Source organism: Cupriavidus phytohabitans (assembly GCF_017815025.1).
In the GTDB taxonomy this organism is placed as follows: Bacteria; Pseudomonadota; Gammaproteobacteria; order Burkholderiales; family Burkholderiaceae; genus Cupriavidus.
The window spans coordinates 1-21,595 of the sequence record NZ_JAGIQB010000069.1; the positions used below are offsets into that span (position 1 = coordinate 1).

The window sequence follows — 21,595 nt, forward strand, 5'->3', positions numbered from 1 at the left end:
TCACCTTCGAAGAAGTGCATGCGCGGGTGGTCGACGAGGTCGCCGAGGCGGTCCGTGTTCATGTCCATGCCGTAGACTTCCCACGGCGTGGTTTCCAGGATGCGGCGCGTCAGGTGATGGCCGATGAAGCCATTGACGCCGAGAATCAGTACTTTCTTGCCTTGCATTGCTTTGTCGATCGCATGGAAAAGAAGGCGTGCCGCGCGAGCGCGGCACGAAACACCGGTAGCACGCTAGCGCACGCCGGCGACGGGGAAGTTGGCCACGGCAACGCGCCGCCAGTCGCGCGCGATCACGTGCATCGGTACGCGCGCGCTCAATTCGGCAAACGTCCGCGGCGACAGCAGCGCCACGGCAGGCGGGCCGTGCTGCCAAGCATCGACAAAGGCGTCGATGGTCGGCAACCACTTCTGCGGCTCCTGCTCCGTGCCGAAGGCCAGTTCATCGGGCTGCGCCACCATGGTGAGCGGATGTCGCAGGTAGAAGGGCAGCGTATGGTCGAGCATGCCGACGCCATAGAGCGGCATGCCGGGCCGCAGCACGCGCTCGATCGGCGCAGCCAGGTCGCTGCCCGATGCCGGGCGGCCGATGGCCTCATGGCCGAGCAGGGCAACGGTGAATGCCAGCAGCATGCCCAGCGCATAAGCCGTGATGCTTGCCATGCGGCCATGCCGGCGCAACAGCCATAGCGCGGCGACCGTGCAGGCGCAGACGACCACAAACGCCATCGCTACCCACACCGCGTAGGCGTGATAGAGCACGTTCGGTGTGTTGTTGGAATCGAGCGTCGCCACCACAGGACTTGCCAGCAGGCCGAGCGCGCCGATCGCCAGCATCGCCCGAAGCTGCGTGCGCCACACCGGCACGCTGGTTTGCGCCAGCGCGGCACCGGCGAGGATCGCCAGCGCCGGGAACACTGGCAGGATGTAGCCGGGCAGCTTGGAGCCCGACAGGCTGAAAAAGGCAAAGATCGACAATGCCCACAGGGCGCACATCAGCGCGGGCTGGAACGGTGCCGGGCCGGTAGTCCCGGTAGTCCCGGTAGTCCCGGTAGTCCCGGTAGTCCCGGTGGACCCGGCGCCATGCCTGGCGATCCGGACCATCGCGGGCAGCAGCCCAAGCCACGGCAGGAAGCCGCCCAGGGCCAGCGGGACGAAATACCACAGCGGGCCCTGGCGCGCATGCATGGTCGAGGTGTAGCGCTGCCAGTGCTCGTGGACGAAGAAGAAGCGCAGGAACTCGGGATTGCGCCGTGCCACCAGCCAGTACCAGGGCAGCGCCACCGTCAACATCAGCGCGATGCCCGCGGGCGCATGCAGGCGCCGCAACAGCGCCAGGTCGCGCGTGACGCAGGTGTACGCCACCAGCACCAGCCCCGGCAGCACCAGCCCGACCAGCCCCTTGGTCAGCAGCGCAATTCCCATCGCCACCCAGCACGCCAGCATCCAGTTGCGTTGCGCCGATGGCGTAGTGGCGGGATGCTGCGCCAGCAACAGGCTCGCCAGCACGCAGGCCATGACGCCGGAGAGCGTCATGTCGAGGGTATTGAAGTGTGCCGCGGCATTCCACATCGGGGCAGACGCCAGCACCAGTCCCGCCAGCCATCCTGCGCGCGCGCCGAACCAGCGCGCCGCCGCCGTCATCGACGCCGCCACGCCGGCCAGTCCAGCAAGCGCCACGCACAGCCGCGCCTGCCATTCGCCCATGCCGAACAGCGCGTACGAAAGCGCCGTCATCCACATGTGGAAGGGCGGCTTCTCGAAGTACTTGAGCCCGTCATAGCGGATCGTGACCCAGTCACCGGTGGACAGCATCTCGCGCGCGATCTCGGCGTAGCGGCCTTCGTCCGGTCCCAGCAAGTGGCGCGCGCCCAGCGTGCCGAACCACAGCAACGCGAACGCCAGCACGGCGAGCGCGAGCGCAATGGCGGGGATGCCCGCCGCGCGCACGGCAATCCCGGGCCCGGCGGAGCGGCGCTCCGCGTGCGGCAGCACGGTGGGGGTGGCAGGGCTGGAGGTCAGGTGTGACGGCAAGGCGACGCGTGCAGAAGTGTTGACGGCCTTGTCGGCGCCGGCGCCAGGCGCGGCGTTGAACAGGACAAGGCCTGGCAATGCGAGCGCGAGGATAAGCCGCCAACCTTAATGGCACATTAAGCCTGCGGGCGCACAATCGATGTCCTGCGCGGCATGACGGCCGCATAACACCCGTCCGCATAACAGCCGCATAACGCGCGTATAAGGCGCACATAACATCCGCAACATGAGAATCCTTATCGTTGAAGACGACCCCATGCTCGGCGACGGCCTGCGGCGTGGGCTGCAGCTGCTGGACTATGCGGTCGACTGGTTCAGCACCGCCACCGAAGCCGACCATGCGCTCGAGATGGCCGGCTATGACGCCGTCGTCCTGGACCTTGGCCTGCCCGGCGAAGACGGCATGGCGCTGCTGGCACGCTGGCGCGCGCGCGGCTGCCGCACCCCCGTGATCGTGCTGACCGCGCGCGATGCGATCGAAAGCCGTATCGACGGGCTCGACGCCGGCGCCGACGACTACCTGGTCAAGCCGATCGCGCTCGACGAACTGGCCGCGCGGCTGCGCGCCGTGACACGCCGGGCCGTGGGGCTGTCGTCGCCGGTGTGGAAGCACGGCGCGCTGGAATTCCATCCGGCCGGCAGGCAGGCATTCTGGGCCGGCACGCCGGTGGAGCTGACCAGCCGCGAAGCCATGTTGCTCGAATTGCTGCTGGCACACCCCAACCGCCTGCTGACGCGCGACTTCCTGCGCGACAAGCTCTATGACTGGCAGGGCGGCGTGGAAAGCAATGCCCTTGAAGTCCACATCCACCACCTGCGCCGCAAGATCCATCCCAGGATCGTGCGCACCTTCCGCGGCGCGGGCTACACGCTGGGCGCCGCCGAGGACTGCCAATGACGCTGCAGCGCCGGCTTATCCTTGCCGTGCTGATCGCTACGCCGGTGGTGTGGCTGCTGACCATTGGCCTGACCTACGTGCGCGCCCGGCATGAGATCAACGAGCTGTATGACACCGACATGGTGCGCATGGCGCTGCAGATGCATTCGGTGGTGCCGATGGTCGACCTTGCCGCCGGGCCGTCCCGCACCCGGCTGCCGCAGCTGGTGGAAGGCGACCAGGGCGATGCCGGCCTGGGCGATCTCGCCATCGCCGCTTGGCTGCCAGACGGCCAGCCCTTGCATATCGATCCGGAGGGGAACCTGCTGCCGCGCGCGCCGGGCGTGAAGGGCTTTACCGATACCGTGCTCGACCACCAGCGCTGGCGGCTCTATTACCTCGACGATCCCGATACCGGCTGGCGTGTCTGCGTCGGCCAGCAACTGGCCGAGCGCAACGAGCTGATCCTGTCGTATATCGCCGCACAGGTGCTGCCATGGGCCGCGGGGCTGCCACTGCTGATCGGGCTGCTGATCTGGTTCACGCGCCGCGCGATGGCGCCGGTGCGGGCGTTGTCGGCCGACATCGAACGGCGCGCGCCCGACGATCGCCAGCCGCTCAGCCTGGCGGCGGTGCCTGGCGAACTGGTGCCGCTGGTCCATGCGATGAACCGGCTATTGGCGCGCGTCTCGGACTCGATCGAGCACGAGCGCCGCCTGACTGCCGACGCCGCGCATGAGATGCGCACGCCGCTGGCCGCGCTGAAGGCGCAATGGGAGCTTGCCGAGCGCTCGCCGGACGCCGCAGAGCGCAAGCAGGCCCGCGCCAACGTCGCCGCCGGCATCGACCGCATCAGCCGGCTGGTATCGCAGCTTCTGACGCTGAGCCGGCTGGAGGATGCCTCGGCGCTGCCGTCGCGCCAGCCGGTCAGGTGGCTGCCGGTGGCGCAGCAGGCGCTGTCGGACTGCCTGGCGCTGGCGCAGCAGAAGCAGGTCGACGTCGAACTCGAATGGCCGGAGCAGGGCGGGGAACCGCTGCCGGTCGCGGGCGATGCCAACCTGCTGTCCTTGCTGCTGCGCAACCTGCTCGACAATGCCATCCGCTACAGCCCGCCGGGGGCGCTGGTCACGGTGGATTTCCAGCCGGATCGCATTACCGTGCGCGACCAGGGGCCGGGTATTGCGCCTGCCGTGCTGGCGAGGCTGGGCGACCGGTTTTTCCGCGGGGGCGGGGCGCAACGGGAGCACGGGCATGGCCTGGGCGTTTCCATCGCGCTGCGCGTGGCGCGGCTGCATGGGCTGGACCTTGCCTTTGCCAACCGGGCCGACGGCGCGACGGGGCTGGTCGTGACGATCGCCCGCGGCGGCGCGCAATAAAAAACGCCCCGCACTGCTTCGTGCGGGGCGTCGTGGGTTGTGCGTGGAGCGTTCAGCGCTTGAGCTTGGCAAACGCCGCTGCCATCGCGCCCGCCGGTTCCGCCTCGCGGCGGCCGCCGCCGAAGCCCTTGCCGCCGTTGCGCTGGCCGCCTCGGTCGCCGCCGCCGCTGCGCGGCGCCGCCTGCCCCGGCTCGTCATCCAGCCGCATCGACAGCCCGATGCGATTACGCTTGACGTCGACCTCCATCACCTTGACCTTGACGATCTGGCCGGCCTTGACCACTTCGTGCGCGTCCTTGACGAACTTGTTCGACAGCGCCGAGATGTGAACCAGGCCGTCCTGATGCACGCCGATATCGACGAACGCGCCAAACGCCGCCACGTTGGTGACCACGCCTTCCAGCACCATGCCGGGCTGCAGGTCCTTCACGTCCTCCACGCCTTCCTGGAAGGTCGCGGTCTTGAACTCGGGGCGCGGGTCGCGGCCGGGTTTTTCCAGCTCTGACAGGATGTCGCGCACGGTCGGCAGGCCGAACGACTCGTCGGTGAACTTTTCCGGCGACAGGCCGCGCAGGGCTTCGCGGTTGCCCATCACGTCGCGCAGGCCCTTCTTGATGGCATCGAGGATTCGCTGCACCACGGGATAGGCTTCCGGGTGCACCGACGAGCGGTCCAGCGGGTTGTCGCCATCGTTGATGCGCAGGAAGCCGGCCGCCTGCTCGAAGGTCTTGTCGCCCAGGCGCGGCACCTTCTTCAGCGCATGGCGGTTGGCAAAGGCGCCATTGGCATCGCGGTACTCGACGATATTGCGCGCCAGCACCGTGTTCAGGCCCGACACGCGCGCCAGCAGCGGCGCCGAGGCGGTGTTGACGTCCACGCCCACGGCGTTCACGCAGTCTTCCACCACGGCATCGAGGGTACGCGCCAGTTCGCGCTGGTTGACGTCGTGCTGGTACTGGCCCACGCCGATCGACTTGGGATCGATCTTGACCAGTTCTGCCAGCGGGTCCTGCAGGCGGCGTGCAATCGACACCGCGCCGCGCAGCGACACGTCTAGGTCCGGGAATTCCTTGGCGGCCAGCTCCGACGCCGAGTAGACCGATGCGCCGGCCTCGCTGACCACGATCTTGGTCAGCTTCAGTTCGGGCATCTGCTTCATCAGGTCCTGCACCAGCTTGTCGGTCTCGCGGCTGGCGGTGCCGTTGCCGATCGAGACCAGCGCGACGTTGTGCTGCCTGGCCAGGCGCGCCAGCGTGGCGAGCGAACCGTTCCAGTCGCGGCGCGGCTCGTGCGGGTAGATGGTTGCCGTGTCGAGCAGCTTGCCGGTGCTGTCGACCACCGCGATCTTGCAGCCGGTGCGGATGCCAGGGTCGACGCCCATCACGGCCTTGGGGCCGGCCGGCGCGGCCAGCAGCAGTTCATGCAGGTTGCGGCCGAATACCTTGATGGCTTCGCTTTCGGCGGTTTCGCGCAGCTGCGTCAGCAACTCGGTTTCCAGGTGCGGCTGCACCTTCACGCGCCAGCACCAGCGGCACACGTCGCCCAGCCATTTGTCGGCCGGGCGGCCCAGCTGCTGGATGCCGACATGGCGCGCGATCATGCCTTCGCACGGGTGCGGCACCAGCGCGTCCTGTTCTTCGCCCAGGCCCAGCTTGACCATCAGCACGCCCGCGTTGCGGCCGCGGAACAGCGCCAGCGCGCGGTGCGACGGCACCGTGCGGATGGTTTCGCTGTAGTTGTAGTAGTCGCGGAACTTCTCTTCCTCGGCGGTTTCCTTGCCTTCCATCACGGTCGATGCGACCACGCCGTTGTTCCACAGGTGTTCGCGCAGCTTGCCCAGCAACTCGGCGGTCTCGCCGAACTGTTCGGACAGGATGTCGCGCGCGCCGTCCAGCGCGGCCTTTACATCGGGCACGCCGCCGTCGGCGGTCGGGTTGCCGTTGACGTACCTGGCGGCCTCGGCCTGCGGGTCCAGCGTGGGATCGGCCAGCAGGGCCAGCGCCAGCGGCTCCAGTCCGCATTCGCGCGCGATCTGGGCGCGGGTGCGGCGCTTGGGCTTGTAGGGGAGGTAGAGGTCTTCCAGCGTCTGCTTGGTTTCGGCGGCCTCGATGGCGGCCTGCAGTTCGGGCGTGAGCTTGCCTTGCTCCTGGATCGACGCCAGGATGGCCGCGCGGCGGTCTTCCATGTCGCGCAGGTAGAGCAGGCGCTCTTCCAGGTTGCGCAGCTGCGTGTCGTCCAGGTTGCCGGTCACTTCCTTGCGGTAGCGGGCGATGAACGGGACGGTGGCGCCCTCGTCGAGCAGGTCCACGGCGGCCGCGACCTGGCGCGGCTGCACGGACAGTTCAGCCGCGATGAGCGACACGATTTTTTGCGAGACGGAAGCGGGCAGGTTGGACATCTGAAAACGCAGTCGGTCGAAAGCGGGGCATTTTGCCACAAGCGCGCCGCAGTTCGGCCACGCTTGCCGCCGGCGCCGCGCAAGGGGCGTTACCGGCATGTGCGGGGCAGGCCGCCAGGCGGCCCGGATGCTAGAATCCCGTCATGATCGTCAAGTCCCGTCAGGCCGCCGCCCAGGCCACTTCGCCCGCATCCTCGCCGGCCATGCCAACTGTCGCCAACGTGTCGAAATCCGTCCTTTTCCAGGCTGCCAGCCTGGCCGTGCTGGCGCTCGCCGCCGGCGCCGCGCTGATGCCGGTGCGGCCGGCGCTGGCGCAAGCTTCTGCGCCGACCGTCGGGGCGGCACGCGACTTCGGTGCCGAACGCAAGGCCATCGGCGATTCTCGCGCCTGGACCAACTACCGTTTCTCCGCGGCCGAGCACGAGTGCTACAGCAAGTTCTTCGTCAACAGCTGCATCGACAAGGCCAAGGAAGTCCAGCGCCAGGAGCTGCAGGTGCTGCGCAAGCGCGAACTGGAGGTCGGCGAGGCCGAACGCGCGCACCGTGCCGCCGAGCGCGACCGCGAGCAGGCGCTGCGCCGTGCCGAGTTCGAGGCCAGCCAGCCGCAGCGCGCCGCCAGCGAGCAATCCAGCCGTACCGCGTTCGAGAAGAAACAACAGGAACAGCAGCTGCGCGATGCGCAACGCAAGGGTGAAGCGCCGCAACGTGCCGCCAATGCGCAGGCGTACCAGCAGAAGCAGTCCGACTTTGACGCCAGGATGAAAGAGGCGCAGCAGAAGGGCGCCGAGCAGGCTCGCCAGCGCGAGGAAAACGTGAAGGCGTACGAGGCCAAGCAGCGCGACCTCGATCAGCGCCAGAAAGAACTGGAAGAGCGGCGCGCCAAGGCCAAGGAGCAGCAGGGCCAGGCGTCGGCGCCGCGCCCGTTCGGCTTCTGAGCCGATCGCACCGTGACCGTACAGCGGAGGCGCACATGGACAGCAACCTGAATACCCTGGAGCGGCGCATCATGGAGTTGCAGATCGAGCACCGCGACCTGGACTTCCTGATCGACCGGCTTGCGAGTGACGCCGTCCATGACGAGCTGCAGCTGCGCCGCCTGAAGAAGCGCCGCCTCAAGCTGAAGGACGCCATCACGCTGCTGCAGCTGCAGCTCGAACCCGACGTGCCGGCCTGAGCATTCGCGCAGCCGCACCAATTGCCGCCGGCGCACCGACCGGCGGCTTACACAAATTCTTCCCCACCTTGTCCGACCTTTTGTCCGACCTTTCCGATTCCCCCGAGCAAGACGCCGCCGCCGGCGCGGAAGACGCAACGGACCGGCATGACGTCGCCGCGAGCGCCGTCGACGCCGCAGCCAGCCGCAGCGCCGAGCTTGGCACCATCTTTGCCGATACCGGCACGCTGGCGCAGGCCATCCCGGGCTACCGGCCGCGCGCTTCGCAGCACAAGATGGCCGATGCCGTCGCCGAGGCGATCGCATCCAACGACACGGTGATCGTCGAGGCCGGCACCGGCACCGGCAAGACCTACGCCTACCTGGTGCCGGCCATGCTGTGGGGCGGCAAGGTCATCCTGTCCACCGGCACCAAGAACCTGCAGGACCAGCTGTTCCTGCGCGATATCCCCACGGTGCGCCATGCGCTGAACGTGCCGGTCTCGGTGGCCCTGCTCAAGGGCCGCGCCAACTACGTCTGCCACTATCACCTGGAACGTGCGCAGGCGGCCGGGCGGCTGGCATCGCGCCAGGATGCCGCGTGGCTGCGCGACATCGGCCGCTTCGTCAAGGAAACCAAGACCGGCGACAAGGCCGAGCTGGCCGCCGTGCCTGAGAACGCGCCGGTGTGGCAGATGGTGACGTCGACGCGCGACAATTGCCTGGGCTCGGAGTGCCCGTACTACAAGGACTGCTTCGTGATGCGCGCGCGCAAGGAAGCGCAGCAGGCCGACGTGGTGGTGGTCAACCATCACCTGTTCTTCGCCGATGTGGTGCTGCGCGATACCGGCATGGCCGAGTTGCTGCCCGCCGCCAACACCGTGATCTTCGACGAAGCGCACCAGCTGCCCGAGACCGCGACGCTGTTTTTCGGGGAGACGCTGTCGACCAGCCAGCTGCTCGAGCTGGCCCGCGACACCGTGGCCGAAGGCCTGTCGCATGCGCGCGACGCGGTCGACTGGGTTGCGCTGGGCGCGCCGCTGGAGCGCGCCGCGCGTGACTTGCGGCTGGCGTTCGGCAAGGACAACGCGCGGCTGGCGCTGGGCCAGATCGAGGCCGACCGCCGCATTGCCGAGCCCTTCAACGAAACGCTCGATGCGCTGGACGAAGCGCTGTCCGCCTTCGTCGAGATGCTGGAAAGCCAGGCGGAGCGCGCCGAATCGCTGCAGCAGTGCCATCGGCGCGCGCTGGAGCTGGCCGAGCGGCTGGCGGCATGGCGCAGCGACGCCGTTGCCGCGCCCGTGGCCGCCGCACCGGCAGGCGAGGGGGATGAAGGCGGTGAGGGCGGCGCGGCAGCCCAGGCGCCTCCGCCCGCGGAAACGGTACGCTGGGTCGAAGTGTTTTCCCATACCGTGCAACTGCACCGCACGCCGCTGTCGATCGCGCCGATTTTTTCGCGCCAGCGCGGCGGCCAGCCGCGTGCGTGGGTCTTTACCTCGGCCACGCTGTCGGTCAAGGGCAACTTTACGCACTATGCGGCCCAGCTTGGGCTGGACAAGGACCGTTCGCTGACCCTGCCGAGCCCGTTCGACTACGCCAAGCAGGGGCTGCTGTACGTGCCACGCGACATGCCGGCGCCGCAGTCGCCGCAGTTCACCGATGCCGTGGTGCAGGCCGCCCTGCCGCTGATCGAAGCGGCAGGCGGACGAACCTTCCTGCTGTGCACCACGCTGCGTGCGGTGCAACGCGCATCCGACCTGCTCTACGATGCTTTTGCCGAGCGCGGCCTGAACCTGCCGCTGCTGGTGCAGGGCCAGGCCAGCCGTACTGAGCTGCTCGACCGCTTCCGCGAGCTGGGCAACGCCGTGCTGGTAGGCAGCCAGAGCTTCTGGGAAGGGGTGGACGTGCGCGGCGAGGCGCTGTCGCTGGTGATCATCGACAAGCTGCCGTTCGCGCCGCCGGACGACCCGGTATTGGCCGCGCGCATGGAAGTGCTGCAGAAGAAGGGACTGAGCCCGTTTGCCGTGCACCAGCTGCCGCATGCGGTGATCACGCTGAAGCAGGGCGCGGGGCGATTGATCCGCTCGGAGTCCGACCGCGGCGTGCTGGCCATCTTCGACACCCGGCTGGTGGAAAAACCCTACGGCCGCCAGATCTGGCAGAGCCTGCCGCCGTTTACCCGTACGCGCGAGGCAGCCACGGTGGTGCGCTTCCTGGAATCGCTGCGCGGCGAGGGCAAGGCAGCGCCTGCTGCCGGGGAAGCAGACGCCGAGGACTGACGGGCGGCGCAGGAAAACAAAAACGGGACGGTCAAGCGACACGTCCCGTTTTTCTATCGCCACCGGTGGGCGTTGGCAAGCTTCAGAACACTTCCCACCAGGACTTGTCCTTGCGGCGTTCGCCGTACTTGATGAAGTCGCTTTCCGGGAAGTTCTTCTCCATCACGCGGGCGGTATCGTCGCGCAGGTCCTTCATGCCCATCGCATCGTACGAACGGATCATGATGTACAGCGCTTCCTCGTTGGCCGGCGCGCCGTCATAGTCTTTCAGCGCCTGCTGCGCGCGGTTCACCGCGGCCAGGTAGGCGCCGCGCTTGTAGTAGTAGCGCGCGGCATGCACCTCGTGCTGGGCCAGCGAGTTGACGATGTACTGCATGCGCAGCGCGGCGTCGGGGGTGTACTTGCTGTCCGGGTACTTGGTGACCAGCGTATTGAATGCGTCGTAGGCGGCGCGTGCGGCCTTGGGGTCGCGCTCGCTCAGGTCCTGGCCGGAGAAGCGGCCCAGCCAGCCCAGGTTGTCGTTGAAGTTGATCAGCCCCTTGAGGTAGTAGGCGTAATCGATGTTGGGGTGGTTCGGGTGCAGCTGGATAAAGCGGTCGACCGCGGCCAGCGCGGCGGCCGTCTCGCCGTCCTTGTAGTTGGCGTAGGCGGTGTCGATCTGCGCCTGCTGCGCATAGCGGCCGAATGGATAGCGGCCTTCGAGCTTTTCATACAGCTTGACGGCGCGGGTGTAGTCGCCGCCATCCAGTGCATCCTTGGCTTCCGAATATAATTTGTTGGCCGACCAGCCGGCAGTCTCGTCGGGCTGGTCCGCCAGCAGGCCGCATGCCGACAGCATGACGCAGCCGCCTGCGAGCAGAACCGCTCCAATTTTCGCGCGCCACGGCGCGCGTTTCATGCTCTGCAATTGCATGGGCAATCGTATCCCGGATGAAGAAAAATAGCGTCAAGCATTATAGCCCAAGCCCCCAACCTCAAGCCCGACCGGGCGCAGGTGTGGGAGGACTGCCACCCGAACAGGTACGCGCGGCCGCGGCCGTGGCCGATTCCGAGGAATTCGAAGACCTTGCCGACGCCGCGCCGGCCAATGCCGCGCCAGGCGCCGAGGCGGGGGTGACGCTGTCGCTCGAGGTGGACAGTGCCGCGCATGGCGAACGCCTCGACAAATTGCTCGCGCGTCACTTCAGCGAATTCTCGCGCAGCCGCCTGCAGCAGTGGATCGAAAGCGGCGCGGTGCGCGTCGACGGCCAGGTGCGCCGCCCGCGCGATGCGGTGCAGATGGGCAACCGCATCGAGGTGCGGCCGCAGGCCGCGCCGGAGTCTTCCGCCTTTGCGCCGGAAGACGTGCCGCTGGACGTGGTCTATGAAGACGATACGCTGCTGGTGATCAACAAGCCCGCGGGGCTGGTGGTGCATCCGGCCGCCGGCAACTGGAGCGGCACCGTGCTCAACGGGCTGCTGCATCGCAACCCGGCCGCCGCTGGGCTGCCGCGCGCGGGCATCGTGCACCGGCTCGACAAGGAAACCTCCGGCCTGATGGTGGTGGCGCGCACGCTGACCGCGCAGACTGACCTGGTGCGCCAGTTGCAGGCGCGCACGGTCAAGCGCACGTACATTGCTCTGGTGTGGGGCCGCACGTACGACGAGGGCACCATCGATGCGCCTATCGGCCGTGACCCGCGCGAACGCACCCGCATGGCGGTGGTGCATACGGCCAGCGGCAAGCCCTCGCGCACGCATTTCCGCACGCTGGCGACGGTGCCGCTGGGCCGCAGCTTTGTCTCGATGGTGATGTGCAAGCTCGAGACCGGGCGCACGCACCAGATCCGCGTGCACTTCGAATCGATCGGCCATCCGCTGGTGGGCGATCCGGTCTACTTCCGCGCGACGCAGCGCGGCCAGCGTCCGGCGATCCGTGTGCCGCTGCCGGTGCCATTCGAGCGCCAGGCGCTGCATGCGTACAGGCTCGGGCTGGTGCATCCGGCGACCGGCCGCCATATGTCGTGGACCGCGCAGCCGCCAGCGGACCTGCAGGCGCTGGTCGATGCGCTCGACTTCGAAAGCGCGCAGGATGAGGACGAAGAAGAGGCCTGGGACGAAGTGTGGGAGGGTGGTGAAGCCCACTGGGAATATGCCGGCGAGGGTGACGAAGATGAAGACGACGATGAGCGCGACGCCTGAGTCCCGGTGGCTGGTGCCCGACTGGCCTGCGCCAGTGCGCGTGCGCGCGCTCTCGACCACGCGCCATGGCGGCGTCAGCCAGGGGCCGTACGGGCTGGCCGGCGGCGTGCCGGGCGGCCTCAACCTGGGCACGCATGTGGGCGACGACCCGTCGGACGTCGCGCGCAATCGCCAGCGCCTGGCCGCGCAGCTGCCGTCGATGCCGCGCTGGCTCGACCAGGTGCATGGCTGCGCCGTGGTCACGGCCGACCACGTGGTCGGTGAAAAGGGTCGTGCCCCGCAGGCCGATGCCAGCGTCGCGGTCGCGCCGGGCCATGTCTGCGCCGTGATGACGGCGGACTGCCTGCCGGTCCTGCTGTGCGATGCGCAAGGTACCGTGGTGGGCGCCGCGCACGCCGGCTGGCGGGGGCTTTGCAGCGGCGTCATCGAAGCCACGCTGGCCCGCATGCAGGCCGCTTCAGGTGGCCACGGCGGGCGCTGGATGGCCTGGCTCGGCCCGGCCATCGGTCCGGATGCATTCGAGGTCGGTGCCGAAGTGCGCGACGCCTTCCTGGCGCAGGCGCATGCCGGCGAGCAGGCCGCTGTTGCCGACGCTTTCCGTGGCGGTGCCCCGGGCAAGTACCTGGCCGACATCTATGCGCTCGCGCGCACGCGGCTGGCACGCGCCGGCTGCGCTGATGTGTATGGCGGCGATGCCTGCACCGTCACCGACGCAGCGCGCTTCTATTCCTACCGCCGCGACGGCGTGACCGGCCGCATGGCCAGCCTGGTCTGGCTGGCCGACTGAAGCGTCAGTCTTTTCTCTCCGGCGGTGTTTCCGCCACCGGCGGCGCGTCGGCGCCGGCCTGTGCGGCACGCTCGGCTTGCGCTTTGCGCCGCCGCCGCGCGGGCGTGCCCATGATGTAAAGCACCAGCGCCACCGGCGCCAGGCCATAGAACACGAACGTGGCGACGCCCGCCACCACCGTGTGCTCGGTGATCGCCATCATCAGCGCGACGTAGAGCCAGCCAATCGCCACGATGTACATAAAATCTTCATCCTTATCTTCTATCCTGCGGAGCCTCGGCGGAGGAAGGCGCGGCATACCGTCCGGTAGGTCGGGAAGCGCGCCTCGCCGGGACGGATTTCTGCATTGACAGCGCGTGCGTTGCAAGGCAACAATGGGCTCAAATGTCTCGGGATCGCTGACGATTCCAAGGATTTTTGCCGGCAAGCATACCGCATGGCGTTGCCAGCCAGAGCGCCGCGGTAGCCGGTAAAAAAGGGAGTTGCTATCGGGATGGACGGAATCCGCCGCGCAAGCGCGGCGATGGGGTTCCGGCGAAATTGTCTGGCTAGCCTGCCCAGTTCGGGTGAGGCGCGCGCCGGGTCCATCCGGATAGCATCTCCCAATGCAAGAGTGCCGGCCAGGGCAATGCCCGGAGCCGGTTCGTATAGTGACGGCAGAGAGACAATTCACATCATGGCGACCGGCAAAGGTGCGGCAGCTTCCACCCAGGAAGGCAAGTCCCAACCGTTCAAGTTCACGCCGGGGCCATTCGATCCAGCTACATGGCTGGAATGGTCCCGCCAGTGGCAGGGCACAGAAGGAAACGGCCATGCGGCCGGCACAGGCATTCCGGGCCTGGACGCGCTGGCAGGCGTGAAGATCGCTCCGGCGCAACTGGGCGATATCCAGAAGCGCTACATGAACGACTTCGTGGCCTTGTGGCAGGCCATGGCCGAGGGCAATCCCGACGCCGCAGGGCCGCTGCACGACCGGCGCTTCGCCGGCGAGGCGTGGCGCAACAACATCCCTTACCGCTTTGCCGCCGCGTTCTACCTGCTCAACGCACGCGCCATGACCGAACTGGCGGACGCCGTCGAGGCCGACGCCAAGACGCGCCAGCGCATCCGCTTTGCGATCTCGCAATGGGTCGATGCGATGTCGCCGGCCAATTTCCTGGTCACCAACCCCGAAGCGCAGCGGCTGCTGATCGAGTCGGGTGGCGAATCGCTGCGTGCCGGCGTGCGCAACATGCTCGAAGACCTGACGCGCGGCAAGATCTCGCAGACCGACGAGACCGCGTTCGAGGTCGGCCGCAACGTCGCCGTGACCGAAGGCGCGGTGGTTTATGAAAACGAATACTTCCAGCTGCTGCAATACAAGCCGCTGACCGCCAAGGTCCATGCGCGGCCGCTGCTGCTGGTGCCGCCGTGCATCAACAAGTACTACATCCTCGACCTGCAGCCGGAAAGCTCGCTGGTGCGGCATGCGGTGGAGCAGGGCCATACCGTGTTCCTGGTGTCGTGGCGTAATCCGGATGCCAGCCTCGCCGCCGCGACCTGGGACGATTACATCGAGCACGGCGCCATCCGTGCCATCGAGGTGGCGCGCGATATCAGCGGCCAGGACCAGATCAACGTGCTGGGCTTCTGCGTAGGCGGCACTATCGTCTCGACCGCGCTGGCGGTGCTGGCCGGGCGCGGCGAACATCCGGCCTCGAGCCTGACGCTGCTGACCACGCTGCTCGATTTTTCCGATACCGGCATCCTCGACGTGTTCGTCGACGAAGCCCATGTGCAGCTGCGCGAAGCCACGCTGGGTGGTGCTGCCGGCGCGCCATGCTCGCTGCTGCGCGGGATCGAGCTGGCCAACACGTTCTCGTTCCTGCGCCCGAACGACCTGGTGTGGAACTATGTCGTCGACAACTACCTGAAGGGCAACACGCCGGTGCCGTTCGACCTGCTGTTCTGGAACGGCGATGCGACCAACCTGCCGGGCCCGTGGTACTGCTGGTACCTGCGCCACACCTACCTGCAGGACGAACTGAAGGTGCCCAACAAGCTGACCGTGGCCAACGTGCCGGTCGACCTGGGCAGCATCGACACGCCCACGTATCTCTACGGCTCGCGCGAGGACCATATCGTGCCGTGGACCGCCGCCTATGCCTCGGCCGCGCTGCTGAAGAACAAGGTGCGCTTCGTGCTGGGCGCATCCGGGCATATCGCCGGCGTGATCAACCCGCCGGCCAAGAACAAGCGCAGCCACTGGACCAACGACGCGCTGCCGGCATCGCCGCAGCAATGGCTGGCCGGTGCCACCGAGCATCACGGCAGCTGGTGGCCGGACTGGATGGCATGGCTCGCCGGCCATGCCGGCGCCAAGCGCGCCGCACCCGCCGAGTACGGCAATGCACGCTATCCCATGATCGAACCCGCGCCTGGGCGTTACGTCAAAGCCAAGGCATGATGCTTGCGTGATGGACGGGCCGCCACATTGGGCGGCACCGGCCGCCACGCAGGCTTTCCATTTCCATCGAAAGGACTACACCATGACTGACGTTGTCATCGTTTCCGCGGCCCGTACCGCAGTAGGCAAGTTTGGCGGATCGCTGGCCAAGATCCCGGCACCGGAACTGGGCGCCGTGGTCATCAAGGCGGCGCTGGAGCGCGCCGGCATCAAGCCGGAGCAAGTCAGCGAAGTCATCATGGGCCAGGTGCTGGCCGCCGGCTCGGGCCAGAACCCGGCGCGCCAGGCGTCGATCAAGGCCGGCCTGCCGGCCATGGTGCCGGCGATGACCATCAACAAGGTTTGCGGCTCGGGCCTGAAGGCCGTGATGCTGGCGGCCAATGCCATCGCTGCCGGCGATGCCGAGATCGTGGTGGCTGGCGGCCAGGAAAACATGAGCGCCGCGCCGCACGTGCTGCCGGGCTCGCGCGACGGCTTCCGCATGGGCGACACCAAGCTGGTCGACACCATGATCGTCGACGGCCTGTGGGATGTGTACAACCAGTACCACATGGGCATTACCGCCGAGAACGTCGCCAAGGAATACGGCATCACGCGTGAAGCGCAGGATGAATTCGCTGTCGGCTCGCAGAACAAGGCCGAAGCCGCGCAGAAGGCCGGCAAGTTCGACGAGGAAATCGTGCCGGTGCTGATTCCGCAGCGCAAGGGCGACCCGGTGGCGTTCAAGACCGACGAGTTTGTCCGCCAGGGCGCCACGCTGGACAACATGTCCGGCCTGAAGCCCGCCTTCGACAAGGCCGGCTCGGTGACCGCGGCAAACGCTTCGGGCCTGAACGACGGCGCCGCCGCGGTGGTGGTGATGTCGGCCGCCAAGGCCAAGGAACTGGGCCTGACGCCGCTGGCCACGATCAAGAGCTTCGCCAACGCCGGCGTCGATCCCAAGGTGATGGGCATGGGCCCGGTGCCGGCTTCGAAGCGCGCGCTGTCGCGTGCCGGCTGGACGCCGCAGGACCTCGACCTGATGGAAATCAACGAGGCCTTTGCCGCGCAGGCGCTGGCAGTGCACCAGCAGATGGGCTGGGATACCTCCAAGGTCAACGTCAACGGTGGCGCCATTGCCATCGGTCACCCGATCGGTGCATCGGGCTGCCGTATCCTGGTGACGCTGCTGCACGAGATGAAGCGCCGCGACGCCAAGAAGGGCCTGGCCTCGCTGTGCATCGGCGGCGGCATGGGCGTGGCGCTGGCGGTGGAGCGCAACTGAGCGCGACCGGTCCGCAAGCAGGCGGCAACAAGTCAGCAGTAGGCCGGGCCGGCGGTACTCGCGGGTCCGGCAACGATAACGAAGAGCCAATCAAGGAGTGGACATGACTCAGCGCATTGCGTATGTGACCGGCGGCATGGGCGGCATCGGGACCGCCATCTGCCAGCGGCTGGCCAAGGATGGCTTTCGTGTGGTGGCCGGCTGCGGCCCCAACTCGCCGCGCCGCGAAAAGTGGATCGAGCAGCAGAAGGCGCTCGGCTTCGATTTCGTTGCCTCGGAAGGCAACGTCGCCGATTGGGATTCGACCAAGGCAGCCTTTGACAAGGTCAAGGCCGAAGTTGGCGAGGTTGATGTGCTGATCAACAACGCCGGCATCACGCGCGACGTGGTGTTCCGCAAGATGACCCGCGCCGACTGGGATGCGGTGATCGACACCAACCTGACCTCGCTGTTCAACGTTACCAAGCAGGTGATCGACGGCATGGTCGATCGCGGCTGGGGGCGGGTCGTCAACATCTCCTCGGTGAACGGCCAGAAAGGCCAGTTCGGCCAGACCAACTACTCCACCGCCAAGGCTGGCCTGCACGGCTTCACCATGGCGCTGGCGCAGGAAGTGGCGACCAAGGGCGTGACGGTCAACACCGTTTCGCCGGGCTATATCGCCACCGACATGGTCAAGGCGATCCGCCAGGATGTGCTCGACAAGATCGTCGGCACGATCCCGGTCAAGCGGCTGGGCGAGCCGGAAGAGATCGCTTCGATCTGCGCCTGGCTGTCTTCCGATGAGTCCGGTTTCTCCACCGGCGCCGACTTCTCGCTGAACGGCGGCCTGCACATGGGCTGACCTGCCGGCATGGTCGGCAACCGCGCCGGCGGCCGCATTTTGCGGTGCAGCCAGCGCGGCGCACAAGGCGGCGGAGGTTCTGTTTCGCTGTCTCTTTCGCGGGCCGCAATGGCCCGCGAGTCGTTTCTGCGCGGCGGTTTTTTTGCTGTTCCGGCGCCGGTTTACCGGGTTTTCCTTAAGCTGGGTCGCTTTTCTTAGTGCTTTGTTGGGCATAGAATCAGGGCAGCGGCGCAGCCAGCACCATAGTCGTGCAGCGTGGCTCTCGCGGGGGCGAGGTGGCGAAGCCGCAACGCGCAGCCATGCGCGAACAGGCCGCAGCAGCCGACACGACAATACAGATGGCGCGGGCGGTACCGATTTGCGCACTGCACCCCATGCGGTGCAGCAGCGCGCAATCAGCGACGACACAAGGACAGAGCACCGATGGCCACGACCAAAAAAGGCGCAGAGCGACTGATCAAGAAGTATCCGAACCGCAGGCTCTACGACACCCAGACCAGCACCTATATCACCCTGGCTGACGTCAAGCAGCTGGTCATGGATTCCGAAGAGTTCAAGGTCGTGGACGCCAAGTCGGGGGATGAGCTGACCCGCAGCATCTTGCTGCAGATCATCCTCGAAGAAGAGACCGGCGGCGTGCCGATGTTCTCAAGTGCCATGCTGTCCCAGATCATCCGGTTCTACGGCCATGCCATGCAGGGCATGATGGGCACCTACCTGGAAAAGAACATCCAGGCCTTTATCGATATCCAGAACAAGCTGGCCGAGAATTCCAAGGGCCTGTATTCGGGCGAGGCCTTCAGCCCCGACATGTGGTCGCAGTTCATGAACATGCAGGGCCCGATGATGCAGGGGATGATGAGCAACTACATCGAGCAGAGCAAGAACCTGTTCGTGCAGATGCAGGAACAGATGCAGAACCAGGCCAAGAATATGTTCGGGACGTTCCCGTTCAACCAGCCGGACAAGAAGTAAGGCTTGTCAGTGGCGGGCCGCCCGGTCCGCCGCTCGCTATGCATCTCCGCCATTCTCCATGCGGCACGCGACGCAACGCCCAAAGCAGGTAAAATGCGTCCCTCCTGAACTGGCGGCTCATTAGCGGACTCGCCTGCAAAGCGCGAATCCCGATGCCTTCCAGATTCCACCGTCATTGCCGTTTGCGTGCCCGCCAGGCCGGCGCGCGCCGCCTGGCGCACTCCTGAATATGAGCCGGCTTTTCCTCGCTCCGATGGAGGGGCTTGCGGACTATGTCTTGCGCGACGTGCTGACCGGTTTGGGCGGCTATGACGGCTGCGTGTCGGAGTTTGTCCGGGTGACGGGTTCGCTGCTTCCCGCGCGTGTCTATGAGCGGGATACGCCCGAAATCCTGGACGGCGGCTATACCCGCAGCGGCACACCGATGGTGATCCAGCTGCTGGGCAGCGACCCCGAATGGCTGGCGCGCAATGCCGCTTATGCCGCAACCTTGTCACCGCACGGCATCGACCTGAACTTCGGCTGTCCGGCGAAGGTGGTCAACCGGCATGGCGGCGGCGCCATGCTGCTCGGGCAACCTGAATTGCTGAACCGCATCGTTGCCGCCGTGCGCGCCGCGGTGCCGGCGCATATTGCCGTGACCGCCAAGATGCGGCTGGGCATTTCCGATACCGCACTCGCGCTGGACTGCGCCACCGCGCTGGCGGAGGGCGGGGCGGCGTCGCTGGTGGTGCATGCCCGCACGCGCGACGACGGTTACCGGCCGCCGGCGCATTGGGAGTGGATCGCGCGGATCGCCGAGGCCATCGATATTCCGGTCATTGCCAACGGCGATGTCTGGACCGTCGCCGACTGGGAACGCTGTCGCGCGGTGACCGGCTGCGACGATGTGATGATCGGGCGCGGCGCGGTCTCCGACCCTTTCCTCGCCCAGCGCATCCGCGGGCAGATGGAGTGCATGCCGTCCGCCGCCGAATGGCCCCTGGTGCTGCGCCAGATTTCGCTGTACCTGAAGAAGCTGCACGAACGGATCTCGTCCTGCCATGAGCACGGCCGGGTCAAGCTCTGGCTCAGTTACCTGAAGCGGACCTGGCCGCAGGCCGCCGAGCTGCATGCCGCGATCCGGCGCATGCACGACTCTGCCGACATCGCGCGCCTGCTGCCGAGTGTCCCCGGCGCCTCTCCGATTCCTGACTGAACCAGACCATCAAGTGTGGCGTCAGGCGCCGGCAAAGCCTGGCGAAAGGGTAAAATACGCGATTGGCCTGCAATCGCCGGGCGCCCGATCTCCCGCGCGATAACCGGATAGACTCCGCCCGCCCCATATTCGTATCGAACCGTGAAAAACCCTTCAGAATCAACGACCCAGAAAGACCATAGTCCACGCGTGGGTTTCGTTTCGCTTGGCTGTCCCAAGGCCCTGGTCGACTCCGAGCAGATCATCACCCAGCTCCGCGCCGAGGGTTATGCCATCAGCGGCACCTATGACGGCGCAGATCTGGTGGTGGTCAATACCTGCGGCTTTATCGACGAGGCCGTGCAGGAAAGCCTGGACGCCATCGGCGAGGCGCTGACCGAGAACGGCAAGGTCATCGTGACCGGCTGCCTCGGCGCCAAGAAGGATGCGGCGGGTCACGACATCGTGTCGTCGGTGCACCCCAAGGTGCTGGCCGTGACCGGCCCGCATGCGCTGGGCGAAGTGATGCAGGCCGTGCACACACACCTGCCGAAGCCGCACGACCCGTTCACCGACCTGGTGCCCGCCGCCGGCATCAAGCTGACGCCCAAGCACTACGCTTACCTGAAGATCTCGGAGGGCTGCAACCACCGCTGCTCGTTCTGCATCATCCCGTCGATGCGCGGCGACCTGGTTTCGCGCCCGGTGGCGGAAGTCATGCTCGAGGCCGAGAACCTGTTCAAGGCAGGTGTCAAGGAACTGCTGGTGATCTCGCAGGACACCAGCGCCTACGGCGTCGACGTCAAGTACCGCACCGGCTTCTGGAACGGCCGTCCGCTCAAGACCCGCATGACCGAGCTGGTGGCGGCGCTGGGCGAACTGGCCGCGCAGTATGGCGCCTGGGTGCGCCTGCACTACGTCTACCCATACCCGCACGTCGACGAAATCATTCCGCTGATGTCGCAGGGCCACGTACTGCCGTACCTGGACGTGCCGCTGCAGCACGCCCACCCGGATGTGCTCAAGCGCATGAAGCGCCCGGCCAACGCCGAAAAGACCATGGACCGCATCCGCGCCTGGCGCGAGATCTGCCCCGAGCTGACCATCCGCAGCACCTTTATCGCCGGCTTCCCGGGCGAAACTGAAGCCGAGTTCCAGACGCTGCTGGACTTTATCGCCGAGGCTGAGCTGGACCGCGTCGGCTGCTTTGCGTACTCGCCGGTGGAAGGGGCCACGGCCAACGACCTGCCGGGCGCATTGCCCGACGAGGTGCGCGAGGAACGCCGCGCCCGCTTCATGGAAGTGGCCGAGGAAGTGTCCGCGCGCCGCCTGCAGCGCAAGGTCGGCCAGACCCTGCGCGTGCTGGTCGACGAGGTCAACCAGGACGGCGGCATCGGCCGTTCGTCGGCGGATGCGCCGGAAATCGACGGCCTGGTCTATATCGCGCCGCCGGAGCGTGCTTCGCGGCGCTACCGCGCGGGCGAGTTCGTCGATGTCACGATCACGGGTGCCGATGGCCACGACCTGTGGGGCGAGGTCTGAGCTAGTCCTGCCGGACGAGGCCCGGCCGCTCGCGATTAGGTAAAAGTACGGTCGTTCGTTTCTGCGCCTGCGCGGCTATACTGTGCGGTGCAACAAACTTCTTGGAGACAAGTCATGACGCGTGAAGTCGTAGTGGTGAGCGGTGCCCGTACCGCGATCGGGACCTTTGGCGGCAGCCTGAAGGATGTGGCGCCGGCCGAGCTGGGCGCACTGGTCGTGCGCGAGGCGCTGGCCCGCGCGCAGGTGTCCGGCGACGACGTCGG

At 67.0% G+C, this 21,595-nt stretch carries 19 protein-coding genes; 14 read left to right on the forward strand and 5 right to left on the reverse strand.

Going from position 1 to position 21,595, the window contains the following annotated elements:
* On the reverse strand, positions 1-167 hold a 167-nt coding region (locus J8I34_RS30215; RefSeq protein ID WP_209807864.1), incomplete at its 3' end, for an NAD-dependent epimerase/dehydratase family protein.
* 66 nt (positions 168-233) lie between these two features.
* Positions 234-1,994 carry a glycosyltransferase family 39 protein gene (locus tag J8I34_RS30220; RefSeq protein WP_371748169.1) on the reverse strand — a complete coding sequence of 587 codons (1,761 nt, stop codon included), beginning with the start codon at positions 1,992-1,994 and terminating at the stop codon, positions 234-236.
* 265 nt (positions 1,995-2,259) lie between these two features.
* On the opposite strand from J8I34_RS30220, the gene J8I34_RS30225 reads away from it, so the two are divergent.
* Entirely contained in the window at positions 2,260-2,931 is a 672-nt protein-coding gene (locus tag J8I34_RS30225) for a response regulator (protein WP_209807855.1), read from the forward strand.
* A complete protein-coding gene (locus tag J8I34_RS30230; protein ID WP_209777676.1) occupies positions 2,928-4,286 on the forward strand; it encodes an ATP-binding protein in 1,359 nt (452 codons plus the stop codon). Before J8I34_RS30225 ends, J8I34_RS30230 begins: the two co-directional genes overlap by 4 nt.
* Positions 4,287-4,338: 52 nt before the next feature.
* On the opposite strand, the gene J8I34_RS30235 is transcribed toward J8I34_RS30230, so the two are convergent.
* The gene (locus J8I34_RS30235) at positions 4,339-6,684 is read right to left on the reverse strand and encodes a Tex family protein (RefSeq protein WP_029049652.1); all 2,346 of its coding nucleotides are present in this window, start codon (positions 6,682-6,684) and stop codon (positions 4,339-4,341) included.
* Between the two features lie 143 nt (positions 6,685-6,827).
* Here J8I34_RS30235 and J8I34_RS30240 point away from each other — a divergent pair, with 143 nt between their 5' ends.
* The 3 genes from J8I34_RS30240 (at position 6,828) to yoaA (ending at position 10,116) form a co-directional block, all read left to right on the forward strand.
* Positions 6,828-7,619, forward strand: a complete 792-nt coding sequence (locus tag J8I34_RS30240; RefSeq protein ID WP_209807857.1) for a hypothetical protein — start codon at positions 6,828-6,830, stop codon at positions 7,617-7,619.
* 35 nt (positions 7,620-7,654) lie between these two features.
* Positions 7,655-7,858: a DUF465 domain-containing protein gene (locus J8I34_RS30245; protein ID WP_013956445.1), complete on the forward strand. Its 204-nt coding sequence runs from the start codon at positions 7,655-7,657 to the stop codon at positions 7,856-7,858.
* A gap of 80 nt (positions 7,859-7,938) precedes the next feature.
* Positions 7,939-10,116 carry a DNA repair helicase YoaA gene (yoaA, locus tag J8I34_RS30250; RefSeq protein ID WP_371748168.1) on the forward strand — a complete coding sequence of 726 codons (2,178 nt, stop codon included), beginning with the start codon at positions 7,939-7,941 and terminating at the stop codon, positions 10,114-10,116.
* Positions 10,117-10,198: 82 nt separating this feature from the next.
* On the opposite strand, the gene J8I34_RS30255 is transcribed toward yoaA, so the two are convergent.
* The gene (locus J8I34_RS30255; RefSeq protein ID WP_029049655.1) at positions 10,199-11,029 is read right to left on the reverse strand and encodes an outer membrane protein assembly factor BamD; all 831 of its coding nucleotides are present in this window, start codon (positions 11,027-11,029) and stop codon (positions 10,199-10,201) included.
* Between the two features lie 17 nt (positions 11,030-11,046).
* Here J8I34_RS30255 and J8I34_RS30260 point away from each other — a divergent pair, with 17 nt between their 5' ends.
* Complete coding sequence (locus tag J8I34_RS30260) at positions 11,047-12,297, forward strand: RluA family pseudouridine synthase (protein ID WP_209807861.1); 1,251 nt, start codon at positions 11,047-11,049, stop codon at positions 12,295-12,297.
* The gene (gene pgeF / locus J8I34_RS30265) at positions 12,281-13,084 is read left to right on the forward strand and encodes a peptidoglycan editing factor PgeF (RefSeq protein ID WP_209807866.1); all 804 of its coding nucleotides are present in this window, start codon (positions 12,281-12,283) and stop codon (positions 13,082-13,084) included. Before J8I34_RS30260 ends, pgeF begins: the two co-directional genes overlap by 17 nt.
* A gap of 4 nt (positions 13,085-13,088) precedes the next feature.
* Here pgeF and J8I34_RS30270 read toward each other — a convergent pair whose 3' ends face one another.
* A complete protein-coding gene (locus J8I34_RS30270; protein WP_029049658.1) occupies positions 13,089-13,325 on the reverse strand; it encodes a hypothetical protein in 237 nt (78 codons plus the stop codon).
* A 435-nt stretch (positions 13,326-13,760) separates the two neighbouring features.
* On the opposite strand from J8I34_RS30270, the gene phaC reads away from it, so the two are divergent.
* The 7 genes from phaC to J8I34_RS30305 form a co-directional block, all read left to right on the forward strand.
* On the forward strand, positions 13,761-15,530 hold the full coding sequence (gene phaC / locus J8I34_RS30275; RefSeq protein ID WP_209807862.1) for a class I poly(R)-hydroxyalkanoic acid synthase: 1,770 nt from the start codon (positions 13,761-13,763) through the stop codon (positions 15,528-15,530).
* 82 nt (positions 15,531-15,612) lie between these two features.
* Positions 15,613-16,794, forward strand: a complete 1,182-nt coding sequence (locus J8I34_RS30280) for an acetyl-CoA C-acetyltransferase (RefSeq protein ID WP_209807863.1) — start codon at positions 15,613-15,615, stop codon at positions 16,792-16,794.
* Between the two features lie 103 nt (positions 16,795-16,897).
* Positions 16,898-17,638: a 3-ketoacyl-ACP reductase gene (locus J8I34_RS30285; RefSeq protein ID WP_029049661.1), complete on the forward strand. Its 741-nt coding sequence runs from the start codon at positions 16,898-16,900 to the stop codon at positions 17,636-17,638.
* 423 nt (positions 17,639-18,061) lie between these two features.
* On the forward strand, positions 18,062-18,613 hold the full coding sequence (phaR, locus tag J8I34_RS30290) for a polyhydroxyalkanoate synthesis repressor PhaR (protein ID WP_018004481.1): 552 nt from the start codon (positions 18,062-18,064) through the stop codon (positions 18,611-18,613).
* A 229-nt stretch (positions 18,614-18,842) separates the two neighbouring features.
* Positions 18,843-19,811 (forward strand): tRNA dihydrouridine synthase, encoded by a 969-nt coding sequence (locus J8I34_RS30295; RefSeq protein WP_029049662.1) that lies wholly within the window; start codon positions 18,843-18,845, stop codon positions 19,809-19,811.
* A gap of 141 nt (positions 19,812-19,952) precedes the next feature.
* The gene (gene rimO / locus J8I34_RS30300; protein WP_029049663.1) at positions 19,953-21,332 is read left to right on the forward strand and encodes a 30S ribosomal protein S12 methylthiotransferase RimO; all 1,380 of its coding nucleotides are present in this window, start codon (positions 19,953-19,955) and stop codon (positions 21,330-21,332) included.
* A gap of 114 nt (positions 21,333-21,446) precedes the next feature.
* Positions 21,447-21,595, forward strand: a 149-nt coding sequence (locus tag J8I34_RS30305; RefSeq protein WP_500784444.1) for a thiolase family protein, incomplete at its 3' end; no start/stop codon positions are given.

Coding starts and splice junctions, on each gene's coding strand:
- J8I34_RS30255 (WP_029049655.1), bottom strand. CDS start 11,029: ATGCAATTGCAGAGCATGAAACGCGCGCCGTGGCGCGCGAAAATTGGA.
- J8I34_RS30235 (WP_029049652.1), bottom strand. CDS start 6,684: ATGTCCAACCTGCCCGCTTCCGTCTCGCAAAAAATCGTGTCGCTCATC.
- J8I34_RS30285 (WP_029049661.1), top strand. CDS start 16,898: ATGACTCAGCGCATTGCGTATGTGACCGGCGGCATGGGCGGCATCGGG.
- J8I34_RS30260 (WP_209807861.1), top strand. CDS start 11,047: ATGAAGAAAAATAGCGTCAAGCATTATAGCCCAAGCCCCCAACCTCAA.
- J8I34_RS30240 (WP_209807857.1), top strand. CDS start 6,828: ATGATCGTCAAGTCCCGTCAGGCCGCCGCCCAGGCCACTTCGCCCGCA.
- pgeF (WP_209807866.1), top strand. CDS start 12,281: ATGAGCGCGACGCCTGAGTCCCGGTGGCTGGTGCCCGACTGGCCTGCG.
- J8I34_RS30245 (WP_013956445.1), top strand. CDS start 7,655: ATGGACAGCAACCTGAATACCCTGGAGCGGCGCATCATGGAGTTGCAG.
- phaC (WP_209807862.1), top strand. CDS start 13,761: ATGGCGACCGGCAAAGGTGCGGCAGCTTCCACCCAGGAAGGCAAGTCC.
- phaR (WP_018004481.1), top strand. CDS start 18,062: ATGGCCACGACCAAAAAAGGCGCAGAGCGACTGATCAAGAAGTATCCG.
- J8I34_RS30225 (WP_209807855.1), top strand. CDS start 2,260: ATGAGAATCCTTATCGTTGAAGACGACCCCATGCTCGGCGACGGCCTG.
- J8I34_RS30230 (WP_209777676.1), top strand. CDS start 2,928: ATGACGCTGCAGCGCCGGCTTATCCTTGCCGTGCTGATCGCTACGCCG.
- J8I34_RS30270 (WP_029049658.1), bottom strand. CDS start 13,325: ATGTACATCGTGGCGATTGGCTGGCTCTACGTCGCGCTGATGATGGCG.
- J8I34_RS30295 (WP_029049662.1), top strand. CDS start 18,843: ATGAGCCGGCTTTTCCTCGCTCCGATGGAGGGGCTTGCGGACTATGTC.
- J8I34_RS30280 (WP_209807863.1), top strand. CDS start 15,613: ATGACTGACGTTGTCATCGTTTCCGCGGCCCGTACCGCAGTAGGCAAG.